This is a genomic window from Pseudomonas sp. N2-3-1-14 (assembly GCF_041228395.1).
Classification (GTDB): domain Bacteria; phylum Pseudomonadota; class Gammaproteobacteria; order Pseudomonadales; family Pseudomonadaceae; genus Aquipseudomonas.
The window spans coordinates 2,283,809-2,309,697 of sequence record NZ_CP166199.1; the positions used below are offsets into that span (position 1 = coordinate 2,283,809).

At 60.2% G+C, this 25,889-nt stretch carries 20 protein-coding genes; 5 read left to right on the forward strand and 15 right to left on the reverse strand.

The window, feature by feature from the left end:
- Positions 1-5: 5 nt before the first annotated feature.
- Together AB5I78_RS10700 and AB5I78_RS10705 are read right to left on the reverse strand one after the other, a co-directional pair.
- Positions 6-4,796: an RHS repeat-associated core domain-containing protein gene (locus AB5I78_RS10700; RefSeq protein WP_370004477.1), complete on the reverse strand. Its 4,791-nt coding sequence runs from the start codon at positions 4,794-4,796 to the stop codon at positions 6-8.
- A gap of 184 nt (positions 4,797-4,980) precedes the next feature.
- Positions 4,981-5,595: a LysE family translocator gene (locus tag AB5I78_RS10705; protein WP_262206243.1), complete on the reverse strand. Its 615-nt coding sequence runs from the start codon at positions 5,593-5,595 to the stop codon at positions 4,981-4,983.
- A gap of 146 nt (positions 5,596-5,741) precedes the next feature.
- Between AB5I78_RS10705 and AB5I78_RS10710 the strand changes: the two genes are divergently transcribed.
- Positions 5,742-6,827: a DUF1615 domain-containing protein gene (locus AB5I78_RS10710; RefSeq protein ID WP_369302734.1), complete on the forward strand. Its 1,086-nt coding sequence runs from the start codon at positions 5,742-5,744 to the stop codon at positions 6,825-6,827.
- 222 nt (positions 6,828-7,049) lie between these two features.
- Here AB5I78_RS10710 and AB5I78_RS10715 read toward each other — a convergent pair whose 3' ends face one another.
- The 3 genes from AB5I78_RS10715 to AB5I78_RS10725 are packed head-to-tail and all read right to left on the reverse strand — an operon-like array spanning position 7,050 to position 9,632.
- Positions 7,050-8,231, reverse strand: coding sequence for an acetyl-CoA C-acetyltransferase (locus AB5I78_RS10715; protein WP_369302733.1), 1,182 nt, complete (start codon positions 8,229-8,231; stop codon positions 7,050-7,052).
- Between the two features lie 11 nt (positions 8,232-8,242).
- Positions 8,243-8,902 carry a CoA transferase subunit B gene (locus AB5I78_RS10720; protein ID WP_017135011.1) on the reverse strand — a complete coding sequence of 220 codons (660 nt, stop codon included), beginning with the start codon at positions 8,900-8,902 and terminating at the stop codon, positions 8,243-8,245.
- A gap of 31 nt (positions 8,903-8,933) precedes the next feature.
- Positions 8,934-9,632: a CoA transferase subunit A gene (locus AB5I78_RS10725; RefSeq protein WP_058425579.1), complete on the reverse strand. Its 699-nt coding sequence runs from the start codon at positions 9,630-9,632 to the stop codon at positions 8,934-8,936.
- A 188-nt stretch (positions 9,633-9,820) separates the two neighbouring features.
- Between AB5I78_RS10725 and AB5I78_RS10730 the strand changes: the two genes are divergently transcribed.
- Positions 9,821-10,723, forward strand: coding sequence for a LysR family transcriptional regulator (locus tag AB5I78_RS10730; protein ID WP_145163403.1), 903 nt, complete (start codon positions 9,821-9,823; stop codon positions 10,721-10,723).
- 122 nt (positions 10,724-10,845) lie between these two features.
- Here AB5I78_RS10730 and AB5I78_RS10735 read toward each other — a convergent pair whose 3' ends face one another.
- The 6 genes from AB5I78_RS10735 to AB5I78_RS10760 all read right to left on the reverse strand — a co-directional run bounded on the left by AB5I78_RS10735 (position 10,846) and on the right by AB5I78_RS10760 (position 18,761).
- Entirely contained in the window at positions 10,846-11,175 is a 330-nt protein-coding gene (locus AB5I78_RS10735) for a hypothetical protein (RefSeq protein WP_242200819.1), read from the reverse strand.
- Positions 11,176-11,785: 610 nt separating this feature from the next.
- Positions 11,786-12,634, reverse strand: coding sequence for an NAD-dependent protein deacetylase (locus tag AB5I78_RS10740; RefSeq protein ID WP_369302729.1), 849 nt, complete (start codon positions 12,632-12,634; stop codon positions 11,786-11,788).
- An 8-nt stretch (positions 12,635-12,642) separates the two neighbouring features.
- Positions 12,643-13,083 carry a CBS domain-containing protein gene (locus tag AB5I78_RS10745; protein WP_145163407.1) on the reverse strand — a complete coding sequence of 147 codons (441 nt, stop codon included), beginning with the start codon at positions 13,081-13,083 and terminating at the stop codon, positions 12,643-12,645.
- Positions 13,084-13,215: 132 nt separating this feature from the next.
- Positions 13,216-15,165, reverse strand: coding sequence for a DNA topoisomerase III (locus AB5I78_RS10750; protein WP_369302728.1), 1,950 nt, complete (start codon positions 15,163-15,165; stop codon positions 13,216-13,218).
- A 224-nt stretch (positions 15,166-15,389) separates the two neighbouring features.
- Positions 15,390-17,012, reverse strand: a complete 1,623-nt coding sequence (locus tag AB5I78_RS10755) for an MFS transporter (protein WP_369302727.1) — start codon at positions 17,010-17,012, stop codon at positions 15,390-15,392.
- 102 nt (positions 17,013-17,114) lie between these two features.
- Positions 17,115-18,761 (reverse strand): GMC family oxidoreductase, encoded by a 1,647-nt coding sequence (locus AB5I78_RS10760; protein WP_369302726.1) that lies wholly within the window; start codon positions 18,759-18,761, stop codon positions 17,115-17,117.
- 155 nt (positions 18,762-18,916) lie between these two features.
- Here AB5I78_RS10760 and AB5I78_RS10765 point away from each other — a divergent pair, with 155 nt between their 5' ends.
- The gene (locus AB5I78_RS10765) at positions 18,917-19,810 is read left to right on the forward strand and encodes a LysR family transcriptional regulator (protein ID WP_145163415.1); all 894 of its coding nucleotides are present in this window, start codon (positions 18,917-18,919) and stop codon (positions 19,808-19,810) included.
- 179 nt (positions 19,811-19,989) lie between these two features.
- Here AB5I78_RS10765 and AB5I78_RS10770 read toward each other — a convergent pair whose 3' ends face one another.
- The 4 genes from AB5I78_RS10770 to AB5I78_RS10785 all read right to left on the reverse strand — a co-directional run bounded on the left by AB5I78_RS10770 (position 19,990) and on the right by AB5I78_RS10785 (position 25,038).
- Entirely contained in the window at positions 19,990-21,849 is a 1,860-nt protein-coding gene (locus AB5I78_RS10770) for a DUF3857 domain-containing transglutaminase family protein (protein ID WP_369302731.1), read from the reverse strand.
- A gap of 156 nt (positions 21,850-22,005) precedes the next feature.
- Positions 22,006-23,106 (reverse strand): DNA alkylation repair protein, encoded by a 1,101-nt coding sequence (locus AB5I78_RS10775; RefSeq protein ID WP_369302725.1) that lies wholly within the window; start codon positions 23,104-23,106, stop codon positions 22,006-22,008.
- A 16-nt stretch (positions 23,107-23,122) separates the two neighbouring features.
- Positions 23,123-24,469, reverse strand: coding sequence for a glutamine synthetase family protein (locus AB5I78_RS10780; protein ID WP_262206233.1), 1,347 nt, complete (start codon positions 24,467-24,469; stop codon positions 23,123-23,125).
- An 11-nt stretch (positions 24,470-24,480) separates the two neighbouring features.
- Entirely contained in the window at positions 24,481-25,038 is a 558-nt protein-coding gene (locus AB5I78_RS10785) for a helix-turn-helix domain-containing protein (RefSeq protein WP_369302724.1), read from the reverse strand.
- Here AB5I78_RS10785 and AB5I78_RS10790 point away from each other — a divergent pair.
- Together AB5I78_RS10790 and AB5I78_RS10795 are read left to right on the forward strand one after the other, a co-directional pair.
- Positions 25,037-25,444 (forward strand): DUF4440 domain-containing protein, encoded by a 408-nt coding sequence (locus AB5I78_RS10790; RefSeq protein ID WP_369302723.1) that lies wholly within the window; start codon positions 25,037-25,039, stop codon positions 25,442-25,444. The two genes, AB5I78_RS10785 and AB5I78_RS10790, sit on opposite strands and share 2 nt — an antisense overlap.
- 90 nt (positions 25,445-25,534) lie before the next feature.
- A complete protein-coding gene (locus tag AB5I78_RS10795; protein ID WP_106579940.1) occupies positions 25,535-25,843 on the forward strand; it encodes an RcnB family protein in 309 nt (102 codons plus the stop codon).
- The last annotated feature ends 46 nt before the right edge of the window (positions 25,844-25,889 follow it).

Genomic DNA, 25,889 nt, shown 5'->3' on the forward strand with positions numbered 1-25,889 from the left:
TTTTCTCACTCCGTATATGCTGTTTTAGGGTTGCCTTGGCTGTTGAGTATTACTCGGGCGTTGCGCTTTTGGCCATACTGCATGCCATCGGCGGAATATCCATCGCCAATTACCCTCCCCATGTTCATGGGTCTCAATGATGCGGCATGACCGTTTCTTCTGAAAATGAGCTGTGCTCTAAATATAGCGTTCAATTGATCCTTATGACTGAGATATCGAGTCGCGGCAGGTGGATATTTAGGCTGACCTATATTCGGACCTGATGTATAGACTTCGATAATTCCTGTTGTCGGGTTTCTTGCTGTTTGGAGTCTTTCCAGTTGAGATTCGAGTGTTGTCTGGGCGCCGTGTTTTTCCAAGAAATGCGCGCCTGGTGTCAATTTCTCTAGCTCATCCAATCGCCTGTACGCGTTTGCCTCTGTAAGTTCATCAATCCTCGCCTGTCGCTCTGCACGCGACATTTGTGGTGTTGCTGGCTCTGCGTGGTTAACGCCTACCGGCGGCTTTTTGTCGATAATACTTGGCGCGCAGCCATCCCCGCCGGGGCATGTATTCAATCCCAGTGGATCGACCCACCCCGTAGGGTTCGGCGCGTACCGGTACGCGTTGATCCCACCCGCCAGCTTCACCGGGTCGGGCGTCAGGTAACGACCAATATCTGGATTGTAGTAGCGATGGCGGTTGTAGTGCAGTCCGCTTTCCGGGTCGAAGTATTGACCCTGGAAACGTAGCGGGTTGTCGATTTTGTTGATGTCTAGGCGGCTGATCTGGCCATAGGCGCGGTAGTGCGCGGACCAGACGATTTCTCCGTCGGGGGCGGTGAGTTCCTGCGGGGTGCCGAGGTGGTCAAGTTGGTAGTGGTAAGGCTGGGTATCTTTTGGGCCGAAGCCTTCCAGCAATGCTAACGGCCGAAAGCTGTCCGGCTCGTAGAGGTAACTGCGATGACGATCCGCGTAATGTTCCGCAACCAGCTTGTCGCCTTGCCAGAAAAACTCCGTGGTTAGGTCGTCGACGGTTTTGCTGATGCGCCGACCAAACGGGTCGTAGCAGTAGCTCGCGGTTTGGCCATTGGGTTGAGTGATACCAATCAACCGATGCTGGCAGTCGTAGCGGTACTCGGTAACGAGTTGCTGACCCTTACCGCGCCTTTGTCGGATCAGATTGCCGAACGCGTCATAGTCGTAATGATGATCGCCCTGCATCACCAACCGATTCCCCGCCACGATGTCCGGACCGGGGCGGTCCTGCATCAGCAGGTTGCCCGCCGGGTCGTGGCCAAAGCGCTCTTGCACGTCTTGCGAGTGATCGGCCCGGGTCAGACGGGCGAGGGGGTCGTAGTGGTAGTGGTGATCGCCTTTGCGCGTATCTAGCAGGCGGGTCAGGTTGCCGGATTTGTCGTAGTCGTAGTGGCGGCGGTAGAGCTTGTGTTCCTCTTGACTCACCGCGTGGGCGTGTAGACGGTTTTGGTCGTCATAGTCGAAATGGCTGAGCAGTTGGCCTTGTTGGCGCTGGCGTTCTTTTCCGTTGTTGAACAGGTGAGAGGTGAGGGTTTTGCCGTTCAGCTCGACGGTGGCGAGGTGGCCGCCTTTGTCGTGGTTGAAGGTGAGGCGGTTGTTGTCCGGCAGGCGCAGGGTTTTCAGTTGGCTGCAGGCGTCGTAGCCGTAGCGTAAGGTGCCCCAGCCCTGGTGGTCGGCGGTGAGGCGGTTTTGGCTGTCGTATTCGTAGGCTAGCGCCCAGTGGCCGTCGTCGACGCTGAGGAGGTTGCCTTGGCGGTCGTAGGCGTAATCGATCACTCCACTGTCTGGGAGGGTTTTTCGTACGAGGCGGCCGGAAGGATCTCGCTCATAGCGGGTGACTAACTGACTGCCATCGTCGCCGTGTTCGGTCTTTTCCAGCAGGTTGCCGTTGAGGTCATACACGTACGCCGTGCGCTGACCGTCGAAACCAATTTCCTGCTGGATCAGCCCGTTGGGGTGGTAATCAAGTCGGTAGGTCTCGCCGACTTCGTTTTCGATCTCGGTCAGCAGCAGCCGGGCGTTGTCGTAGCGGTATTTAACCTGGGAGCCATCGGCATTGAGGCGGCGGCTGACCAGGTGCAAACCGTCGGCATATTCGTAGCGGGTGACATGCCCCAATTCGTCACGTTCGGAGGTGATTTTTCCGTAGGGGTTGTAGCTGTATTCTCGCGCTGCACCGCCTGGAAGTACGACACGAACCAATCGGCCCACCCCGTCCCATTGATACTGCGTCAGCGCGCCATGCTCATCCTCGCGCGCAACTTGCCGCCCTAGATCGTCATAGCGATAACGCTTAACCCCACCATTTGGCAGCTGTTCCTCAACAAGCTGCCCACGCTCATTCCAAACCAGCCGATGACACCCGTTATCCGGATACCAAACCCCAATCAGCTGCCCGTATTTGTCGTAGGTATAGTCCGTAATGTGGCCGTCAGGATCTGTCTGACGCGTAACATCGCCTTGGTCATTACGCTCATACTTCCAAACCGCTCCACCCCGCCGTACAACCCGTACGAACCCGTTGTCATGCTCGTAGGATGTCGGTTCATCCTCCCCCGGAAACAACGCCACCAAACGTCCGGCGTCGTCATACTGATACGCCGTCACCGCCCCCAGCGGGTCCTGCTCAACCGTCAGCCGACCCTTGTCGTCGTAGGATTTGAAATGCTCCGCACCGTCCGGATCAATGCGCTGCACCAGCCGCGCGCGCTGGTCGTGGACATACACTTCCTGACTGCCATCAGCGTTGTGAACCGTAACCCTGCCGTTGTCATCCCAGACATAGCGCGTGTCCATCTGCGAAAAGCTGGCCCAATGCCGAACACAGCGCGCCGCCTTGCCAGACCGTTCCCACGCCCACAAGAAACTCGCGCCACCGGCCAGCTGCCGCTCAAGAATGACGTGCTGATCGTCGTACCGATAAACCTCACTTTCACCTACAGCATTGGTCGCGGAAACCAGTCGCCCAGCGTCGTCATAGGCGTAGGAAACGACGTTCTGCTCCGTCACCCACACATACGGGTCACGGCCTTTGGCGCGATGAACCTGATAGTCCACGGCCACAATGCGCCCGAGTTCGTAGCGCAAAAACAGCGACCGACCCGCGCCGTTATCCAGCCGCTCAATGCGCCCCACGCGATCACGAGAAATCAGCAGCCGGTTGTCATACGCATCACTGATCGCCGTCAGTACACCATCGCGAAAGTGATAAAAGCGTGATGCCTGAGCCAGCACCAACTCATCGGGCAGGGCACCCAAATAGATCGCCGCTTCGGCCAAGCTGTTGGTGATTGCCGATCGAGCGGCGGTAGGCAAGGGCAGGGCAGTCGACCGATTCTCATGATCCGTCCAAACCACCGAATCACCCGTCACCACCAGCCTTTGCGCCAGCGCATGACTCCAGCCAAACCCCAACCCGCAATCCACTTCCACCGCACTGGTGCGATACAACCGCGTCCACTCAAACGGCAAAATCCCGTCCAGCGCGCCATCGGTAAGGGTCAGCAATTCTTCGCCGGTGACCATCGACACCGGGCAGCCATTGGTGGCGGTTTTGTCGGCAGGCGCCGCCGCATCTCCCTGGGGATTCTTCGCAGCAACAGGCACATCATCGACGTGTTCCTGGCGCACCAACGCGGTCTGCTGTTTCTTGGTACGAACCGCCGGCACTGGGTTGGAAACCAACTGATCCCCAGCCTTCAACGGTGCAACCGGCACCGTCTTGATTGGGGTTGCGGCACTCCGTCCCAGCAACGGCTTAACCACCTTGGCATGCGGCTCCAACCGGGGCATCACCAGCTTTTTAGCCAGCAACTCCAACAACTCCGACGTCCGCTCAGACTTGATATGCCCCAGCACCTTCGTACCCAGGCGCACCGCCACACCCACGCCTGCTGTCGCCCAAATCAGCAGCAGGTTGATCAACACCTCGCCAGTGATTTCCCCCATCAATTCATGCATTTCTTTCGGCGGCAGCATGCGCATCCAGCTGACCATTGCCGACACGTAAATGAACAACAATGGCTCATCGCTGAGCACCAGCAGGCCGTCGGCGATTGCGTCGTTGCCGAGCTTCAGCAGTTCATCAAGTTCAGTTTGGGAGATGTATTGCAGCAACTTCTCGCTGCTGGGCTTGATGTCCGCCAGTAAATCAACCAGTTGAGTTATGTTGTCCCACAGGCTGTAAAGCGCTTTGCCCATGCCACTTAGAAACGCCGTTTCCACCATCCTGCGCTGGTCTTGCGCGATAGCGTCCGTAAAGTCTTTCCAACGTGCCTCAAGCGTGCTGTTCCATTCGTCGCGCAGGCGCGCTTCCAGTTCCGCGATCACCGACTGATAAGACGCATACAGCGCCTTGACGTGATCCTTGGAAACGTTGGGATAAAAACTGATTCGGTACTGCTGGTTGCGATCACACTCGGTGATTTCAAGAATGCCGCTGGGGCCGATGGTTTTGTGGATCGGCTCGCCCAGCGGGCCACCGTTGGGGTTGACGCGTTGCAGTATCACCGGCGTATCGCCGATGGGCACAAACTGCGTGCTTTGGAACATGTGCACCAGGGTCAACGTGCCGTTGGCCTGGCAGGTGGCGACGGTGCTGCTGGGAAAAATGGAGGGGGCTATGGGCGCGACCAGCGTCACTTCATCGCCAACCTTGAACACCTGCTCGACATCCAGCGCCGAAAAGCTCCAGAAGCTTAAAGCCCAGTCGTCAAAGGTGTTCAGGCAGCCCCGGAAATCACGTAAGACGCCTTCAACATCCGGCGCTTTGACGTCCATGGGCCTCAGGGCCAGCCGGCCAATAGCCGGGTTCAAGCGACAGCCCCGTCAATACGTGTTCCAACACAAAAAACCATCTGCAATCCCTCGCGCTGTGTGATCAGGCGAAGGACTTTGCCGAGGTTTTTAGGTGGTATCTGTAGAGCTTATCCGGGTGTTGCGTGGGATGTTTCGGTAGTCCTTGTCAGCGCTGCGCAAATGCCAGGTTCAAGCCCAATCCTGCAAAGGCTGCCGCAAAACTTCGGCGCAGCCAGTTCTGCACGCGCGGCGATTCGATCACGGCGCGGCGAAAGCCATTGGCCAACAAGCCATAGATGACGAAAACCGCAAACGTCATCGCCATGAATACCGCGCTCAGTACCAGCATTTGCACGGCGGGCGAGATGTTGCCTGGGGTAACGAACTGGGGCAGAAAGGCCAGGAAGAAAATCGTCAGTTTGGGGTTGAGGATGTTCAACAGGAAACCACGGATCATCAGGCTGCGCGCTGTGGTTGCAGTCGGTGCGTCATTCATCGCGAAGGCCGAGCGATCACGCCAGGTGGCGTAGGCTAGGTAGAGCAAGTAGGCAACGCCCGCATACCTGAGCACTTCGAACGCCAACGCGCTGGTGTGCAGCAGGGCGGAGAGGCCGAGCACCGATGCCAGCAAGTGGGGCAGGATACCTGCGGTACAACCCAGCGCAGCAAATACGCTGGCGCGCTTGCCGGCGGTGAGGCCGGTGGAGACGGTAAAGATCACACCGGTGCCGGGGATCAGCACGACGATCAGGCAGGTGACGAGGAAGTTCACACTGAGCATGGCATTCAAACTCCTTGTAGGAATGGTCGATGACAGATCCTGTCACGTTAGTTTGTGATTGGCGAGTACGGCAGGTCGGCGAACCCCGGTTAGACTTACCTGTCGATATCCGCAATGCCCGGCCCGTCGTTACTCAAGGAAGCCCCATGTATTCAAGCCGCCTGATCCTGTGCCTCACCACGTTGCTGGTGCTGGCCGGTTGCTCCACTTCACGCAGTCCGCAACAGCCGGAGCGTAGCGAGGCCGAGGTGAAAGCGCAGATCGTGCGCCTGCTGCCGGCGACGGTGCCGGACCGTGGTGGCTGGGCGCAAGACATCTACACCGCCTTCGACACTCAGAAAATCTACCCCAGCACCGAAAATATCTGTGCCGTGCTGGCAGTCACCGAGCAAGAGTCCACCTATCAGGTCGACCCGCCGGTGCCAAACATGGGCAAGATCGCCCAGGATGAAATCCTGCGCCGTGCCGGCAAGGTCCATGTGCCGGCCTTTGTGGTGCGCAGCGCACTGCAATTGCGCTCGCCTACCGGCAAGTCCTACGCCGAGCGTTTGAGTGCTGCACGCACGGAGAAGGACCTGAGTGGAATCTTTGACGATTTCATCAGCGTGGTGCCTCTGGGTAATACCTTATTTGGCGGTTTCAACCCGGTGCATACCGCAGGCCCGATGCAAGTCAGCATCGACTTTGCACAGAAACAGGCCCGGGGTTATCCCTACACAGTGGACGGCACGATTCGCCGTGAAGTCTTCACGCGGCGCGGCGGCATGTATTTCGGCATCGCCCACTTGCTGGGCTACCCGGTCAGTTATGACCAGCCGCTGTACCGCTTTGCTGACTTCAACGCCGGTTGGTACGCCAGCCGCAACGCTGCGTTCCAGGCTGCCGTCAGTCGCATTACTGGCACCGAGCTGGCGTTGGATGGCGACTTGATTCGCTATGGCTCATTGTTGCCGGGCACCACTGAGTTGGCGGTGCGCTCCCTGGGGGCCAAGTTGGACATGCGCAATCCGACCATCCGTAGCCAGTTGGAGAAGGGTGAGCAATTGGACTTTGAGGAGACCACCCTCTACAAACGCGTATTCGCGCTGGCTGATAAAGCGGCCGGCAAGCCAATGCCACGGGCGATACTGCCGGGCATCGTGCTGAAAAGCCCGAAGATCACCCGCAACCTGACCACCGCGTGGTTCGCCAAGCGCGTGGATGACCGGTATCAGCGCTGCATGAAGCGCTGATTATTGTCGCTGGCGGGCGTGTCGTGGCGAGCGGCTTGTTGTGGCGAGCGGGCTTTCTGTGGCGAGCGGGCTGGCCCCGCGTTGGGCTGCGAAGCAGCCCCCAGTCAAGCAGAACGCGGTATGTCAGTCATCACTCGGTGCCTGGTTCTGGGGCCGCTTCGCAGCCCAACGCGGGGCAAGCCCGCTCGCCACAACGGGCCTTTTCTCATGTTGCTCTTTGAATCAGTTGCGCTCGAGGGCGAGGGCTACGCCCTGGCCGCCACCGATGCACAGCGTCGCCAGGCCTTTCTTGGCGTCGCGCTTGATCATTTCATGCAGCAAGGTCACCAGCACGCGGCAACCCGAGGCACCGATCGGATGGCCGATGGCGATGGCACCGCCATTGACGTTGACCTTCTCGGCGTCCCACTCCAGCTCTTTGCCCACCGCCAAAGATTGCGCGGCGAAAGCTTCGTTGGCTTCGATCAGGTCAAGGTCGCCCAGGCTCCAGCCGGCTTTGTCCAGGCAGCGGCGAGTGGCTGACACCGGGCCGATGCCCATGATGGCTGGATCGACGCCGGCGTTGGCGTAGCTGGCGATACGCGCCAACACAGGCAGGCCGAGGGCTTTGGCCTTATCTGCACTCATCAACAACACTGCAGCGGCGCCGTCGTTGAGGCTGGACGCGTTGCCGGCAGTGACGCTGCCGTCTTTCTTGAATGCAGGTTTGAGTTTGGCCAGGGATTCGGCGGTGGTACCGGGGCGCGGTTGTTCATCCACGGCGAAGGCCACTGGGTCGCCTTTGCGCTGGGGGATCAGGACCGGGGTGATCTCATCCACAAACCGACCGGCTTCAATAGCCGCAGCGGCTTTCTGCTGGGAAGCGGCGGCGAACGCGTCCTGGGCTTCACGGCTGATGCCGTACTTGTCCACCAGGTTCTCGGCGGTGATGCCCATGTGGTAGTCGTTGAACGCATCCCACAGGCCGTCGGTGATCATGCTGTCGATCATCTTGGCGTGACCCATGCGCAAACCGGTGCGCGCAGCAGGCAATACGTACGGCGCCAGGCTCATGTTCTCCATGCCGCCGGCAATGATGACCTCGGCGTCGCCGCAACGAATCGCCTGGGCGCCCAGGTGCAGGGCCTTGAGGCCCGAGCCGCAGACCTTGTTCAGGGTCAGCGCTGGTACTGCGTGGGGCAGCCCGGCGAGGATCGACGCCTGACGCGCCGGGTTCTGACCGCTGCCGGCGGTGAGTACCTGGCCGAGGATGACTTCATCCACTTGCGCCGGGTCCAGGCCGGTCTGCTCCAGCAGGCGACGGATCACGGCCGCGCCCAGTTCCGGTGCCGGGATACTGGCCAGCGAACCTTGAAAGCTGCCCACGGCGGTGCGGGTGGCAGCAACAATCACTACGTCTTGCATGGAATCTGTCCTCACTGGAAGTGCATTTCTGGAACGTGGTCCGGGACGATCAGTTTACCGGCGGTCTTGCTCACAATCTCTTCAACGCTGACGCCAGGTGCGCGTTCCTTGAGGACAAAAGCGCCATTTTCGATCTCGAGGTAAGCCAGGTCCGTCAATACACGCTTGATGCACTTGGCGCCGGTCAGCGGCAGGCTGCACTGGCTGAGCAACTTGGACTCACCGTCCTTGGACGCGTGGGTCATGATCACGATGATGTTTTCTGCACCGGCCACCAGGTCCATGGCGCCGCCCATGCCTTTGACCAATTTGCCGGGAATCATCCACGAGGCGATGTTGCCTTGGACGTCCACTTCAAACGCACCAAGCACGGTAAGGTCGACGTGGCCGCCGCGAATCATCGCGAAGGACTCGGCAGAGGAGAAGATCGAGGCGCCGATGCGTGCCGTCACGGTCTGCTTGCCGGCGTTGATCATGTCGGCATCGATGGTTTCTTCGGTCGGAAAAGGGCCCATGCCGAGCAGGCCGTTTTCCGATTGCAGCATCACTTCCATGCCTTCGGGAATGTAGTTGGCCACCAGGGTCGGAATACCGATGCCGAGGTTGACGTAGAAACCGTCCTGCATTTCGCGTGCGACGCGTTGAGCCATTTGTTCGCGGGTAAGAGCCATTGTTTGTCTCCTTATTATTTGGGCTGGCGGATTATTTGCGGACAGTGCGCTGTTCGATGCGTTTCTCGAAGGTGCCGCAGATGATCCGGTCGACGTAGATGCCTGGGGTGTGGATCTGCGCCGGGTCCAGCTCGCCCGGTTCGACGATTTCTTCAACTTCGACCACGGTGATCTTGCCGGCGGTGGCGGCCAGCGGGTTGAAGTTCTGGGCGGTGTGGCGGTAGATGACGTTGCCGAAATGGTCGGCTTTCCAGCCTTTGACGATGGCGAAGTCACCGGTGATGGACTCTTCCATCAGGTAGGGGCGGCCATTGAATTCGCGGGTTTCCTTGCCTTCGGCGACGGGGGTGCCGACGCCGGTGGCGGTGAAGAAGGCCGGGATGCCGGCACCGCCTGCGCGCATTTTTTCTGCCAGGGTGCCTTGGGGCGTCAATACCACTTCGATTTCGCCGCTGAGCAGTTGCTTCTCGAACAGGGCGTTTTCACCGACGTAGGACGCGATCACTTTGCTGATCTGCTTTTGCTCCAGCAGCACGCCGAGGCCAAAACCATCGACGCCGCAGTTATTGGAGACCACCGTCAAGTCGCGGGTGCCTTTGCGCTTGATCTCGGCGATGAGGTTTTCCGGAATGCCGCACAGACCAAAACCACCGGAGAGCACGGTCATGCCGTCTTCCAGGCCTGCCAGTGCTTCTTCATAGGACGCCACGCGTTTATCGAAACCTGCCATATGCACCTCTTTTATTGTGTGTGGGCCAGCCAATGACACGAGTGTTGCGCCGACGGATTGATTTGTTAAGTTGTTTTTTAAGGTTGATTGGTTTGAAAAACAGCATAATCGGCGTTATGCCGCATACTTAAAGCATAGACATGCGGCAACCTCACTTGCAGCATTTGACTGGCAGCGTGGAGCTTCCTATGACCGTTAAACAGATGCGTGCCTTTCTCGCCGTGGCCCAGAGCCTGAGTTTCGCCGCTGCTTGCGAGCGCCTGCACCTCTCTCAATCGGCACTGAGCCTGACCATCAAAGGGCTGGAGGAGGGTTTAGGTGGGCGCTTGTTCAGCCGCAATACGCGCAATGTTGCGCTGACGCCTGAGGGTGAGTCGTTGCTACCTCTGGCGCGTCGCTTGATCGCCGATTGGGACAACGCCGAGGACGAGCTGCGCCAGCGTTTCACCCTCCAGCGTGGCCGGGTCACCGTGGCGGCGATGCCGTCGTTTGCGGGCAACTTGCTGCCACCGATCCTGAAGATATTCCGTGCTCGTTACCCGCAGGTGAACGTGACGGTGCATGACCTGATCAACGAGCAGGTGCTCGAGATGGTACGTGACCGTCAGGTGGAATTGGGCGTGGCGTTCGAGCCGTCCGAGGGTTCGTCACTGGCGTTCACCCCGTTGTACCTGGACCGGTTTATTGCGGTAGTGCCCGGAGATTCACCGTTGGCCCAGCGAAGCGAAATCGATTGGCAAACCTTGCTGGAGCAACCGTTCATTACCCTGCAGCGGCCTTCCACGGTACGGGTGATGCTCGAGGAGCACCTGGGCGCGTTGCAAATGAAATTGCCGGTGGCGCTGGAGAGCCATCAATTGGCGACGGTGGGCAAGATGGTCGCCAATGGCCTTGGCGTCAGCGCCGTACCGGCCTTGTGCGCGAAACAGATGGAAGAGGCGGGCGCCCATTGCATCACGTTGAGCGATCCGGTGATCGAGCGACCGATTGGTGTGTTGACCAAGCCGGGCCATGAATTGTCGGCAGCTGCGCAGGTCTTGTTCGATATCTTTCGCGATGAAGCCGCTAAAGGCCGATTCCCATCGTTTTGATTACGACGCAAAACAAATGTGGGCGCTGGCTCGTCGGCGATGGCTATTTAAAACTCAACATTAACGTTGAATATTAAACCGCTATTGCCGACGGGCCAGCGCCCACAGTGGTCGAGTATTACTTAGTAGTAGCGGTCGATTACTTTAACGTTCGAGCTGTCTTTGAAAGATGCCCAGGCAGTGTTAAGTGTGTCGAATACCTGTTCGATAAAGTTTTGATCCGCAGCCGCCTTCTTGCCGACATAACCCTGGCCGCGGCGGTACATTTTCAGGCGCGCCGCCAGGTTACGGTTATTTTTATCGAACTCTTCCTCAAGGGTGTGGGGCGCCACGCAGTCGATATGGACTTGACCCGATTTTTCGACCCACAGGATATGGTCGTCGAGTGTGTCTTTCTGCGCTGCGAACATCTCAGCCAATTCATCGATAGTTGGTTGGTTGTTCAGATTCATAATGTAAGCCCCTTGACCAGTTGGCGATCTATCAGTTGATTCCGTTAAAACTGCTTAGTTGTCTCCGGCTCAGAAAGCCGGGCGTCAGTGACTGTCTGCCGAATACGGGCAGGGTCTTGAACCTGATGCATGTAGTTTTGCTGATGAGCGGCTACGCAATGGTTTCATCGCGAAGACAAGCAGCGTTTTAGCTTCTTGTACCGATCCTTGCGGGCCGGTCAGCTTCATCAATCTGCCTTGTGGGCAGTGCACATCCGGAAAAAACAGCTCGGCGGTCAGACGAGCTTGTTCAAAACACGTGTTACCAACGCTCCCGATCCGGGAGACGTCTCGATAATGCAAGGGTAAAAAGGTTACGTCAACGGTTATGTAGTGATTTTTTTCGAGCACTACATAAATCATTGTAGGGACGGGGGAATGCGGAAAAACGTGACTTGGGCGTCATTTTTTGTGCGGTTGGTCGAAGGGGCGAGGTCATCAATTCAGTATGGAAACCTGTGGGAGCGGGCTTGCTCGCGAAGTCGATGGGTCAGCCGGAACGCTTTTGACTGACGCACCGTCTTCGCGAGCAAGCCCGCTCCCACATACAGTCCTGTTCGCATTGTTGGTGCTACTGGCTCAATCGCTCGACCAGCAACGGCAGCAACCGCTCGCAGGATGCCTCGATCTTCACCTGCAACAACTCATCCCCGCGTGTCTTGCCCAGGTTGATGGCAATCACCGGCTTGCCTTGCTCCACCGTCGCCTTGCACAGGCGAAACGCCGAATAAGCCATCAGCGAAGAGCCCACCACCAGTAACCCCTCAGCCTGCTGTACCGCGGCCATTGCTTTGGCCGCCGTGGCCTGGGCGACGTTCTCACCAAAAAACACCACATCGGGCTTCAGCCGTTGGCCGTTGCAGTGCGGGCAGTGAGGGACTTGAAAGCGTTCTTCAAAGGCAGGATCGAGCAGCGTATCGCCGTCGGGCGCTTGCACGGCATCGATGCCGGCCAGGTAGGGGTTCTGATCTTCCATCACCCGCTGGATCACATCGCGCTCGCTGCGCTGCTGGCAATCCAGGCACAGCACTCGATGCAGGCTTCCATGCAGCTCGATCACATCATGGCTACCGGCCTGGTCATGCAAGGTATCGACGTTCTGCGTAATCAGCCCGCTGATGCGTTCGCGTTTTTGCAGCGTGGCCAGCGCCAGGTGAGCCTTGTTCGGCTGCGCGACCCGCACCCGTGGCCAACCCAGCATCGCCCGCGCCCAGTAGCGGCGCCGCGCTTGCGGCGTGGCCAGGAATTCCTGGTACATCATCGGCGCCTTGCCCCGGCGCACGCCTTCGCTGTCGCGATAATCAGGAATGCCCGACGACGTGCTGATGCCCGCACCGGTCAGCACCACAAAGCGCCGTTCGGCCATCGCCCGGTGCAGGGTATCGAGGTGGTCTTCTTGATGTTCCAGCGTGTCGAGCATGGGGTCCCCTATTCGCCGCGGATGTACTGCTCCAGTTGTTTGATCAGATCAGCCTGCTCGGCAATGGCTTCCTTGACCAGGTCACCGATGGACAACAGGCCGATCAGCTTCCCATCTTCGACCACGGGCAGGTGGCGCAGGTGACCGTCCGTCATGATGTTCATGCACTTGTCGACGCTCTGGTGAGTATCGACGGTAATCACTGGCGAGCTCATGATTTCACTCACGGCAGTGGTCGCGGAGGAGCGGCCCTTGAGGATCAGCTTACGCGCGTAATCCCGTTCACTGATCACCCCCACGACTTTGCCTTCGTCCACAACCGGCAAGGCGCCGACGTTTTTGGCAGCCATCTGGATCAATGCCTCCATCACCGTCTGGTGCGACTTGATGGTGTGGACCTCCTGGTTCTTCTGGTCCTTGGCTTTGAGCACTTGTGCGACGGTTTTCATGGCGGCCACTCCGGTGTTGTTGTTAGGAAGTCAGCAGGTCCCTTACAGAATCCTAGACGGGCTACGGGGCTGCAAGGTCCAAAGCGGCGTTAAACCCGTCGAAAAACGTCATTCGCTGGATTTTTTCGTCTTTCACCCGGCATTTGTCGGCTTTTTCCCCCGCTTGGTACCGACCGTTGTCTTGCGTGGCGCCGTCTTGCGCTTCTTTTTCCATGGCGTGGCGCCTCGGCCTGCCGGGCTGGCCGGGCCGGTGATGGTCATGCGCATACCATTGCAGCGCGCCACTTGCTTGCTCATCCACGCCGCCTGCTTGGCGACGAATTCTTCCAGGCTCATTTCACCGCTTTGCACCATGTCCAGCGCCTGTTCCCAGATCGCAGTGGTGCCCGGGTCGGCAATGGCTCGCGGTACGGCGTCGATCAGGCTGAATGCGGCCGGAGTGGCCGAGAGTGCCTTACCGTTTTTGACCAGGTAACCACGGTCCAGCAGCCCCTGGATAATTCCGGCGCGGGTGGCCTCGGTGCCGATGCCGGTGGTGTCCTTGAGTTTTTGCTTGAGCAGCGGGTCTTCCACCAGCTTGGCGACGTTTTTCATCGCCTTGATCAGGTCGCCTTCGGTGAAGGGTTTGGGCGGCTGGGTCCACAGGTCTTTGAGATTGACCTTGGCCACCGCGTAGTCCTGGCCCTGCACCAGCGTCGGCAAGGCTTGCGGCGCGGGTGCCTCGCGCCCTTTTGCCGGGGCCAGTGCTTCGGGCAATGCGCGTTTCCAGCCTGGCTCGATGACAACCTTGCCGACTGCGCGCAACGCTTGGCCTGCGCAGTCGAAATCCGCCTGGGTGCGATCGTATTCATGGTTAGGCAGGAACTGCGCCAGGTAACGTGCGCGAATCAGGGTGTAGACCGCACGGTATTTACCAGTGAGCTGCCCCACATCTTTACCGGCCCCGGTGGGAATGATGCCGTGGTGCGCGCTGACCTTGGCGTCATTCCAGGCCCGCGAGCGGCGCAGGGGATCGATGTGCGGCATCAGCTCGTTTACTGCCGGGTCCGCACGCCCCAGCGCAGCTAAAATCTTCGGCGCGTCGCCGTGCTGGCTCAACGGCAGGTAGCCGCAATCACTGCGTGGGTAGGTGATGACCTTGTGGGTTTCGTAGAGTGACTGGGCGATATCCAGGGTTTCCTGGGCACCGAGCCCCAGTTTTTTGGAACAGATTTCCTGCAGGGTACCCAGATCGAAGGGCAGGGGCGCCACCTCGCGCATGCGCTCGGTGCGCAACTTCACCAGCCGCGCAGCGGCGGCGTTGCGCATGGCATCGGCAGCGTCGCGGGCCAACTGTGGGTTAAGGCAGCGGCCCTGGTCGTCACACGCATCATCCGTGGCGCGCCATTGGGCGGTGAAGGTCATGCGCTCATGGCGCAGATCGACATCGATGGCCCAATAAGCCACCGGCACAAAGTCAGCGATGCTGCGGTCGCGGTCCACTACCAGGCGCAAGGTTGGTGTCTGCACCCGGCCCACCGGCAACACGCCTTGATAGCCGGATTGGCGCCCGAGCAAGGTAAACAGACGGCTCATGTTCATGCCGATCAGCCAGTCGGCGCGCGAGCGACCCAGCGCCGAGTGATACAGGCTGAAGGTTTCGGCGCCCGGCTTGAGCGCGGCCAGGGCTTTGCGAATGGAGGCGTCATCCAGCGCCGACAGCCATAGCCGCTGGATCGGGCCGCGATAACGGCAATGCTCGACCAGCTCCCGGGCGATCATCTCGCCCTCACGGTCGGCGTCGGTGGCGATCACCAGGTCCTGGGCTTCTCCCAGTAAACGCTTGACCGCCTTGTACTGGCTGGCGGTCTTGGGCTTGACCTGCATCTTCCATTTTTCCGGGACGATCGGCAGATCGGCCAGCACCCAGCGCTTGTATTTGGCGTCGTAGGCATCGGGCGGGGCGGTTTCCAGCAGGTGACCGATGCACCAGGTGACTGTGACCCCATTGCCCAGCCAGCAACCGTCGCCGCGCCGGCTGGCGCCGAGCACGGCCGCGATATCTTTGGCCTGGGAGGGTTTTTCACAGAGGTACAGCCGCATGGTCATCACGTCAGATCGGGTTGATGCCTTGCAGGATGCTGAGTCAGAGGGATTTGAGCAACTATTATCTGTATGGATGTACAGCAAAGTGTGTGAGTGCCACAACACGAAAGTGGGAGCGGGCTTGCCCGCGAAAGCGGTGGCTCAGTCAACGAATGTGTCGACTGGCACACCGCCTTCGCGGGCAAGCCCGCTCCCACAAGGGGTCTTAGGCGTCTTGAAGATCAGTTGTTATTGATGTCCACATTTCGGGTTTCTTTGAGGCAGAACAACCCCACGATCAGACTCACGCCAGTCACCACCACCGGGTACCACAGGCCATAGAAAATGTCGCCGGTGTACACCACCAGGGCAAATGACACAGTCGGCAGGAAGCCGCCAAACCAGCCGTTACCGATGTGATAGGGCAGCGACATCGAGGTGTAGCGGATACGCGTCGGGAACAGTTCCACCATCAACGCTGCCAATGGGCCGTAGCACATGGCGGCGATCAGGATCAGCACCACGATCAGCACCACCACCATGACCTTGTTGACCTGAGCCACATCCGCCGAAGACGGGTAGCCGGCGAGTGTCACCGCACCGCGCAGGGCCGCTTCGTCGAAACCGTCGATGCGCACGTCACCCACGCTTACCTGCACCGGGCTGCCGGCCGGGGCCGCAGAACTGCTGTACGGCAAGCCTTGCTTGACCAGGAAGGTCTTGACCTTGTCGCACGGGCTGTCAAAACGCGCCTTGCCCACCGGGTCGAACTGAAAGGTGCACGTGGCCGGGTCGGCCAGCACGGTAATCGGCGCCTGATGGCTGGCCTGGTCCATCGCCGGGTTGGTGTAATGCGCCAGGCCCTTGAAGATCGGGAAGTACAGGGCGGTAGCCAGCAGCAGACCGAGCATCAGCACCGGTTTGCGCCCGATTTTGTCCGACAGCCAGCCAAACAGAATAAAGAACGGCGCGCCGATCACCACGCTGATAATCAGCAGCATGTTGGCCAGCGCCGGGTCCATTTTCAGGAATTGGGTGAGGAAGAACAGCACATAGAACTGCGCCGCGTAGAACGTCACTGCTTGCCCGCCGTTGATGCTGAACAGCGCGATCAGCACCACCTTGAGGTTTTCCCATTTGCCGAACGACTCGCGGATCGGCGACTTGCTCGCCTTGCCTTCCTCCTTCATTTTCAGAAACGCCGGCGACTCGTGCAGGCTCATGCGGATCCAGGTGGAAATGCCCAGCAGCACGATGGAAAACAGGAACGGAATCCGCCAGCCCCACACTTCAAACTGGTCACCGGTGAAGTAACGGCAAGCCAGCACCACCAGCAGCGACAGCAGCAGGCCGAGGGTGGCGGTGGATTGAATCCAGCTGGTGTGCAGGCCGCGTTTGCCGGCCGGCGCGTGCTCGGCCACATAGGTGGCTGCGCCGCCGTACTCACCGCCCAACGCCAGGCCTTGCAACATGCGCAGCACGATCAGGATGACCGGCGCGGCAATGCCGATGCTGGCGTAGGTCGGCAGCAGCCCGACACAAAACGTGGCCACGCCCATCAGGATGATGGTGACGAGAAAGGTGTACTTGCGTCCGATCATGTCACCCAGGCGACCAAACACCAGCGCGCCGAACGGCCGCACCACGAAGCCGGCCGCAAAGGCCATCAAGGCAAAGATGAACGCCGTGGTGTCATTGACCCCGGCAAAGAACTGTTTGCTGATCACGGCCGCCAGAGCGCCGTAGAGGAAAAAGTCATACCACTCGAACACCGTCCCCAGAGACGAGGCGAAGATGACTTTTCTTGATTCGCTGCCGGTGCTCGCACGAACGGCCGAGCCCAGGGGTTGAGCATGTTCTGACATCGGGTAACCCTCACAGTGATTATTTATTGTTGTTCCACTGTCGGCGCCAACCTCGGCGCCGGTTGTCTCTGTGCAGGCGCCGGCCAGCCGGACGCCTGCAGGTCACGCGGGTGTGGTCATTTCTCTTTCCGGGGCAAGATTCCTTGTGTTCGGCGAAAGGATCAACTGCGCAGCCTTCTCCGCAATCATCAGTGTAGGTGAGCAGGTGTTACCCGACGTGATGCGTGGCATCACCGAGGCATCGGCGATGCGCAAACCCGGCACGCCATGTACGCGCAGTTGGGCATCGACCACGGCGTCTTTGTCGCTGCCCATGCGGCAGGTGCCCACCGGATGGAAAATCGTCGTGCCGATACGCGCGGCGGCTTCGTGCAGTTCCGCTTCGGTCTGCAATGCATCGCCCGGCAGGTATTCCACCGGCTTGAACTGGCTCAAGGCTGGCGCGGCGACGATGCGGCGGGTCAGGCGAATCGCGTCGGCGGCCACGCGCAAATCCTGCGGATGGCTGAGGTAGTTGGGCCGAATCAACGGCGCATCTGCCGGGTTGGCCGAACGGATGTCGATACGGCCGCGGCTTTGCGGGCGCAGGTCGCAGACCGAGGCGGTAAACGCCGGGAATGCGTGCAAGGGTTCGCCAAAACGCTCCAGTGACAGCGGCTGCACATGGTATTCAAGGTTGGCCGAGGTCTGTTCCGGACCGGAGCGGGCAAACGCGCCGAGCTGACTGGGCGCCATCGACAGCGGGCCGCTGCGGTCATACAGGTAGCGCAGGCCCATGCCCATTTTGCCCAACAGGGTGCCCGCGATCTGGTTCAGGGTGCGCGCGTTTTCCAGCTTGTAGATCAGGCGCAGTTGCAGGTGATCCTGCAGGTTGCCGCCCACGCCGGGCAGCTCATGCACCACGTCGATGCCCAATGGTTTGAGCACATGGGAAGGGCCGATCCCCGAGCGTTGCAGGATGCCCGGCGAGCCCACGGAACCGGCGCACAGCACGATTTCCTTGCGCGCTTTCCAGCTCATCTGCTGGCCGTTCTGACGCCCGAGCACCTGGGAGGCACGGCCGTTTTCCAGCACCACGCGGTCCACTTCGACCTCGGTCAGCACGGTGAGATTGGGCCGCTGGCGGATCGGCTTGAGAAACGCCTTGGCCGCATTCCAGCGCACGCCGGCCTTCTGATTGACCTGGAAGTAGCCGCAGCCCTCGTTATCGCCCCGGTTGAAATCGCTGATCGGCGCGATGCCGCTTTGCGCCGCAGCATCGCGAAAGGCATCCAGGATCGGCCAGTGCAGGCGCTGTTGCTCAACGCGCCACTCACCGCCGTCGCTGTGAAATTCCGAACCGCCGGCGAAGTGGTTTTCGCTTTGCTTGAACAGTGGCAGCACGTCTTTCCAGGCCCAGCCCGGGTTACCCTCGGCTGCCCAGCCGTCGTAGTCCTGGGCCTGACCGCGCATGTAGATCATGCCGTTGATCGACGAGCAGCCGCCCAGCACCTTGCCGCGCGGGTAACTCAACGCACGGCCTTGCAGACCTTCCTGGGCTTCGGTCTTGAAGCACCAGTCGGTACGCGGGTTACCGATGCAAAACAGGTAGCCGACGGGAATATGAATCCAGGGGTAATTGTCGCGGCCGCCAGCTTCGAGCAGCAGCACGCGGTGGGCGGGGTTGGCGGACAGTCGATTGGCCAGCAGGCAGCCTGCGGGGCCGGCGCCTACTACCACGTAATCGTATTCAGCAGCTGCAATGGGCATCTGAGGTCTCGCTTGTTTTTCTTATTGGCTCCATCCTAGTTGTTAGTTTTCGTCTTAAAAATGTTAGTTTTTACCCAGCTGCTGTGCGTTTTTAAACAGTGCCTATAGCCACTGCGATGAGCGCAGCTGCTGACTGTCCACGCAAGGGAGGCGATATGTTCGACTGGAATGACCTGCGGTTTTTTCTCGAATTGCAACGCAGCGGCCGCTTGCTCACCGCGGCCCAGCGCCTGAAAACCACGCACGCCACTGTCGCCCGGCATATCGAGGCCATCGAAAAGAGCCTGGGGACTGCGCTTTTTGTGCAGCACGCGCAGGGCTACGAGCTGACGCCGTCCGGTGAAGCCTTGCTCAAACACGCCGAGGCCATGGAAAACGTCGCGTTGCTGGCCGAAGACGAACTCACCCATTCCGCTGCGCCCCTGGGCAAGATCCGCCTCGGCGTGGCCGAAGGGTTGGGCGTGATGTTTCTTGCCAGCCGCATGGGTGGGCTGTTTGACCGTTACCCAGGCTTGGAAGTCGAACTGGTGGCCGTGCCGCGCTTCGTCAGCATTCTCAACCGGGAAGCGGAAATCAGCATTCACCTCGAACGCCCCAGCGTCGACCAGCTTGTCACGCGCAAACTCACCGACTACCGCCTCGCGCTGTACGCCAGCCGCGCGTATCTGGACCGCAACCCGCCGATTGAAAAGCGCGAAGACCTCGCCGTGCATGCATGGATCGATTACGTCGATGACCTGCTGTTCAGCCAGGAACTCAAATTTCTCAGCAGCTTCTGCCGCAACCCCAAAGTGGTGTTCCACAGCACCAGCGTGATCGCCCAGCACCAGGCGGCGCGCTCGGGGTTGGGCATCGCTGTGTTGCCGTGCTTTATGGCGGCGGGTGACCCGGACCTGGTGGCGCTGCTGCCGGCGGAGGGCATTCAGCGCAGCTACTGGATCAGCTCGCGCCGGGAGCTGCACAAGTCAGTGCGGCTGCGGGTGTTGTGGGATTACGTGGTGGAGTTGTGCGCAAGGGAGCAGGGGTTGCTGCTCGGCGAATCCAGCTGAAGAAACCGGATCAGCCTGCAACACGGCATCCCTCAGATGGCATGAAATCCAAATGTGGGCGCTGGCTTGCCTGCGATGCAGACGCCTCGGTAGATCAGGCATAACCAGTTGCTGCCATCGCAGGCAAGCCAGCTCCCACACAAGCCAGCTCCCACATTGAATTTGCGTTTACGTTGCCTTCAGAGCTTCATCACCTGATGCACCTGCTCGGCACACGCCCGCGCCTCGTCAATCATTTTGCCAAACGCTTCGCTGGCGACCTCGGCGTGGGTCAGCCAATGCGTTTTCTGGCTCAGGCGATAGTGATACCGCAGCCCGTCGTCCGTACGCTTGCCGTCCAGGTCCAGGTCGTACCAAGGCGAGCGCACCTGGCAGCCGGGGATGGCTTTTTCCATCTTGCCGCCGGTCAGCGTGAAGCTGTAGTCGTAGGTCTGCGGGTTGCCCAGGTACAGGTCGGCCTGTTGATGGTGACGGCGGTAGTTGATGAAGCCATCCCAGCGCCCTTTGAGTGACTCATCGGTATAGACGTAGTCATTCGCGAGTTTTTCCAGGGCATGCTGGTCGTTCAGCGTGGCGCGGACGGTGTAGCCGTCGTGCACCACAAAGGTCGTGGGTTGGCGGGTGATCTGGCAGTCGCTGATCTCGTTGCCAAAATGCGCGCAGAGGTTCTGGTCGGTGGCGGTGGTGCCTTGTTGGCGGTCAGCCACGCTCATTTGCATCAGCGGCAGGCGGCCGAAGGTGATGGTCGCCTGGGTGGCACCATTGCCCTTTTTGTCAAAGTGCACCTGTTTGTCCAGACGCAGAGTGGTTTCGGGGCGCTCCAGCGGGATCTGTTCTTCGCGCACCTGGCCCTGAGCGTTGTTGACCAGCACCCAGCGGTCCTGGATGTCGGGCAAGGTCTGGCCTGGGGCAAACACCGGGTTGGTTGGGTCGAGCCACCAGACCTGGCCGTCCACTTCGGCGCGCACGATCGCGTGGTTCGGTGCGTTGGTGCCGGGGATCAACAAGGCGTACGCCACGTCGCCGCGGCTGACCCAGGCGGTTTCAGCCTTGATGCCGCTGGCCTTGAGCATCGCCGTCAGCAGGATCGCGAGGTCTTTGCAATCGCCGTAGCCGTGCTGCTCGATTTCCGCGAGGTTGAACGGCACGTAGCCACGCTCTGTCGCGCGCCAGTCGCCCAGGTAGCGGTAGTGATCGTTGATGTGCTGCATCAGCGCGGCGACCTGTTCCGCCGGCGCCAGGCCACTGGCCGCGGCCACAGCGGCGGCGGCTTGCGCAGGCAGCCTGGCGGCAAGTATCTGGTTGTAGCGCTGGGCAAAATCACCGAAGTACGCCTGGCGATCCAAGGTGCTGCCCACTTCCAGGCGCGGAATGCGCTGTAGCGCAGCGCTGGACGATTCGTTGATGTAGTTGAGGTAGGTCGGGGCTTTTTGCACCACGTCCAACGTCTTGCCATTGGCCGACGGGGTTACGGTGAAACCGTCGAACAGCTCACTGCGCCACTGAATCGGCCGTTCGGCGGTAAAGCGCGCCTTGACGTGGTCGCGACGGAACGCGCTGGGGCCGAAGGTGAGGGCATAGTGAAACTGACTCACCAGCGGTTTGGCCGCGCGATGTTCGCGCACGGTGTAGCGAATCTGTGTGCCCACGCGCAGGTTCGGGAAGGCCAGGGAGGTCTGCTTGTCGCGGCTGAAACCCTGGTCCGGGTTGGGCGCGGTGCGGGTGTCGATTTGTGCGGCGTCCAGTGCGACCGGCTTGGCACCTGGCTGGGTGGACTGCGCGCTGATGACCTCGAAGGTGTCGCCTTCGGCGTAATCGAAGTCAATGCGCGAGAGCATTTCGCGGCCGTTGGGTGTGAGGATCGTGTAGTGCTGGGTGGTGGTGCAGTCGGTGCTGGCGTCGCGGTTGAAGTGGCAATGCAGCTCGGTGTCACTGGCCAGCGGGGCTTCGGCCATGGGTTGCAGGGCGGCGTTAACAGAATGGGTAACCAGCCCCAGGCTGATGACAATCAAAGAGCGGTGAAACGAAAAACGGTGCAAACGGTGCATTGGCGCCTCGGGTGACACATTGAAACAACTGCCCAACGGGCAGTGAGAAGGCGCCGGATGATAATGGATCGCAACAACAAAAACCAGGATTGTTCGACAATTTATCTGGCTGAAAGGCCCGTACTAGAGCCTTTTGCTTGATTTGGGTCAAGGTTTGCGCAGTTCAAACTCCGCGCTGCCGAGCTGCTCGCCGTTGACCAGCACACGCACCCGATGCGTGCCCGGGTAGTGCTTGCGCGTGGTCAGTTCACGAATAGGGTGTTCGCGCCGAATGTTGTGGTGTTCGCCCGCGTCCAAGGTGAATGCCTTGAGCTTGAACACCTTGGCCGCACTGTGGCCGGCGCTTTTTACATAGTCGATGGCGTAATCCACCACCAGTTTTTGTGGGGCGGCCGCGGTGGATTCGAGGCTGAATGACAGCGTGATCCGTTCCCCCATGTTGATCACGGCTGGCGTGACGGCCAGGTGATGCATCTTCACCTCGGCCTTGGCCCCGGCGCCGATGATCGTCAGTGCGCGGGTGTTGCCTTGCTTGATCAGGTTGCGTAAGGCGTGGCGAGCGATCCAGGCGGTGTGCGGGTTGTCCAGGTTCCAGCCTTCGATCAGACCGAGTACCCATTCCGGATGGTCCTTGGTGATGTCGTTGAGGTGGTTGGCCACCGACTTGCGCACGTACAGGCTGCTGTCGGCGTTGAGGTTGTCGAGGATCGGCGCGCACAGTTCGGGGTTGGCCTGCACCTCGGCCAGGCGAAAAGACCACGGCAGGCGAGGGCGCGAGCCTTCGCTGGCCAGGCGGCGCACGTGTTCGTTGGCATCCAGCGACCATTGCTGCATGACCGCCAGGGTGCGCTGGAAGTCGTTCAGCAAGAAAGGGCGGATGGCAAATTCGGCAGAGCCAAAAGTGGTGAAGTATTTCAGCGCGGCCATGGACCGCCTGAAGTCACCCTGGCCGTAAGTTGCCACGTAGTGCGGCAGGCACAGGCAGACAAACGCGCTGTTCAGGCGCGGGGCAAGGGCGTAAAGCAGCTTGAGCGTTTGCGCGTAATCCAGCGCGATCACGGCGTGCAGGCTTTCGCTGACCCGCGCCATGCGCTGCATCACCGACAACTCGGCAAGCCCGGCACTGGCGTGCTTGAGAAAACCCTTGGCGTCGAACGCCGGGTACACCGCCGACATCTCGCGGGCGATGTGCTGCAGGCGTTCGGCGTTGAAGATTTCCTTGAGCGCTGGCGCGCTTTGCTCGGGCATCGGTGGTTCCTGGGGGTTAGAGAAACCAGCGGTATTCCCGCGCGTTGATCTCGTGTTGAAAAGCCAGATGGTCCTGGCGTTTGTTCTCGCAATACACGTCGACAAATTCTGCGCCGAGCTTATCGCGCACCACCGGCTGATGTTGCATGGCGCGCACGGCGTCGAGCATCTCAAGGGGAAATTCGGTGCCGCTGAGGCGGTCTTCGTTCAAGGGCGCGATGGGTTCCTGCCTGGCTTCAAGGCCATGCTCAAGCCCTGCCAGGATCGCCGCCAGAACCAGATACGGGTTGGCATCCGCACTGGCCAGGCGGTGCTCGATGCGCAGGTTGCGCGGGTCTGACTCGGGAATGCGCACGCACGCATCGCGGTCTTCAAAGCCCCAGCTGGCACGGGTCGCTGCGTTGACGGTGCCACCCAGGCGGCGGAAGGCGTTGTGGTTGGGCGAGAAGATCGGCATGCAGTGCGGCAGCAATTCCAGGCACCCGGCCACGGCATGGCGCAGCGGTTGTTGCTGGTGCGCGGCGAGCAGATTATTGCCCGCCGCGTCGTAGAGGCTGACATGCACATGCATGCCGCTGCCGGGAAATTGCAGGTAAGGCTTGGCCATGAAGCTGGCACGGTAACCGTGCTTGAGTGCCACGCCACGCGTGCTGCGGCAGAACAGGGCGGCCCAGTCGGCGGCACGCAGGCCGTCATCGAGGTGGCCGAAATTGATTTCGAACTGGCCCGGGCCGATTTCGGCGGTGATCACCGTGATGTCGATGCCCTGGTCCTTGGCGGTTTGCGCCATGTCGTCGAGCACCTCGCTGAAGCGCGACAGCCGCTCGATATGCAAGTTGGGCTGGTCATCGGCGTCCTCGCTCAGCGGGTCGCGGGCGAATTGCGGCAGGCCGTTGTCGAGTTTTTTGTCGAACAGGTAGAACTCCAATTCGAAGGCCACCACCGGATGAATGCCCTTGTGCTGCAGGCGTTCGAGCACCTTGGCCAGCACTTCGCGCGGTTCGAACTCGATCGGCGCCTCGGTGCCGTCCGAGGTGATCAGCATCTGCCCCAGCGGCTGCGACTCCCAACTCACCGGCTTGAGCGTGCCTGGCACCAGACGGCGGTTGGCGTCCGGATCGCCGTCGTGGAAGCAATAATCACCAATCTTGAACAGCCCGCCCTGCGCGCCGAGCAGCACGGCGTTTTGCGGCAGCTTCAGCGGGCTGCCGGCGGCGACTTTTTCCAGCATGTCCACCGGGTAGCGCTTGCCGTAGAAATGCCCCGGAATGTCCAGGGCGATCAGGTCGACATAACGCACCTCGGGGTGGTTCTGGCGAAAGCTCCGTACTTCGGCCAGCAACGTGGAAGACTGGTTTTTCACGGGTGTTGCTCCTAGTTGTAAACCCACAGCACGCGGGCGGGCAGGTCAGTCAGGTTGGCGTAACGGCAATGGGCGAAACTGGCCAGGTGGAAGCTGTCGCCAGCGCCAAGGGTGACCGCGTCCGGCTCGCCTTCCACCCACAGCGTCAACTCGCCCTCCAGCACAAAACCGGCCTGCTCGGCGCGGTCGCTCATGGTGTGTTCACCGCTGTTGGCACCGGGCGCGAGCAGGCTGTCGAGCATCGAAAAGGCGCCGTTCATGCTCGGCGAGACCAGAATGTCGGTGATGCCGTTGGCGTAATACACCGTGCGCCGCTCGTTGGGGCGCGTGACCCAGTCCACCGCCTTGGGTTTGGGCAGGCTGTAGAAGTACGTGGTGGGCACGTCGAGGGCGTGGCTGATGGCGGTCAAGTCCGCCACGGTGGGGCGCGACAGTCCACGTTCGACCTGTGACAGGAAACCCACCGAGCGCTCGATTTTTTGCGCAAGTTGCGCCAGGGTGAGTTTCTTGTGTTTGCGCAGGTCGTGGATCAGCGCGGCCAGGGTGGCGAGTTCTTGTTGTTGGGTCATGAAATTTATGTCGAGAAATTTCATGAAAAATTACAGGATTAATTTCATGGGGGCAAGGCTGATGGATCTTGAAGCGCATCTGTTTTCGTTAGAGCAGGCGCTGCAGCAGAGCACTACACGCAGCGATGCCGCGCAGCTTGAACGTTTGCTGGCGGATGACTTTGTCGAATTTGGCGCCAGTGGCAATGTCTGGGGCAGTAAGGCCGAAGTGATTGCCGGGTTGCAGGATGAGGCTATCAGTGCGCGCCGCATGATGGAGTTTGCGGTGAAAGCACTCAGTGACAGGGTGGCGCTGGTGACTTATCGCGGTTACCGCGACGGCGTCGGGGAATCGTTGCGCAGTTCAGTGTGGCGGCAGGAAGAAGGGCAGTGGCGGATGGTGTTCCATCAAGGCACGCCGGTGTAACCCCTCGCCACAAGGATTGAAGGCGGGCTGAATGATTCCGCGCGCCTGCGGTCCGAACCTGGGTACGCATCATTCATTGAAGGAGCACCCATGAAGTCCAAAACCCTAGCTGCTTGCCTGTTGCTGACCGCGGGCCTGTCCACCGCCAGCTTTGTCGTGCAGGCCGGTGATACCCCGCAGGAAACGGTGAAGCCTTCGAGCATCAACGCACGCGATTTGAAAGAAGGCGACCGCGCCCCGGACATGCTGATGCGCAAGGAGTCGGCGGTCAGCGACTGGAAGAAACGCGGCCTCAAGCAACCCGAAGAAGACAGCCAATGGGCCCGCGTGGGTGACAAGTTCGTGCTGCTCAAAACCACCAACGGCACGATTCTCGAGATCACGCCCGTCAAGAAATGACCGGTCTTTTTTGCCTGCTCTTGCGTTAAGGTAACCGACCCTACAG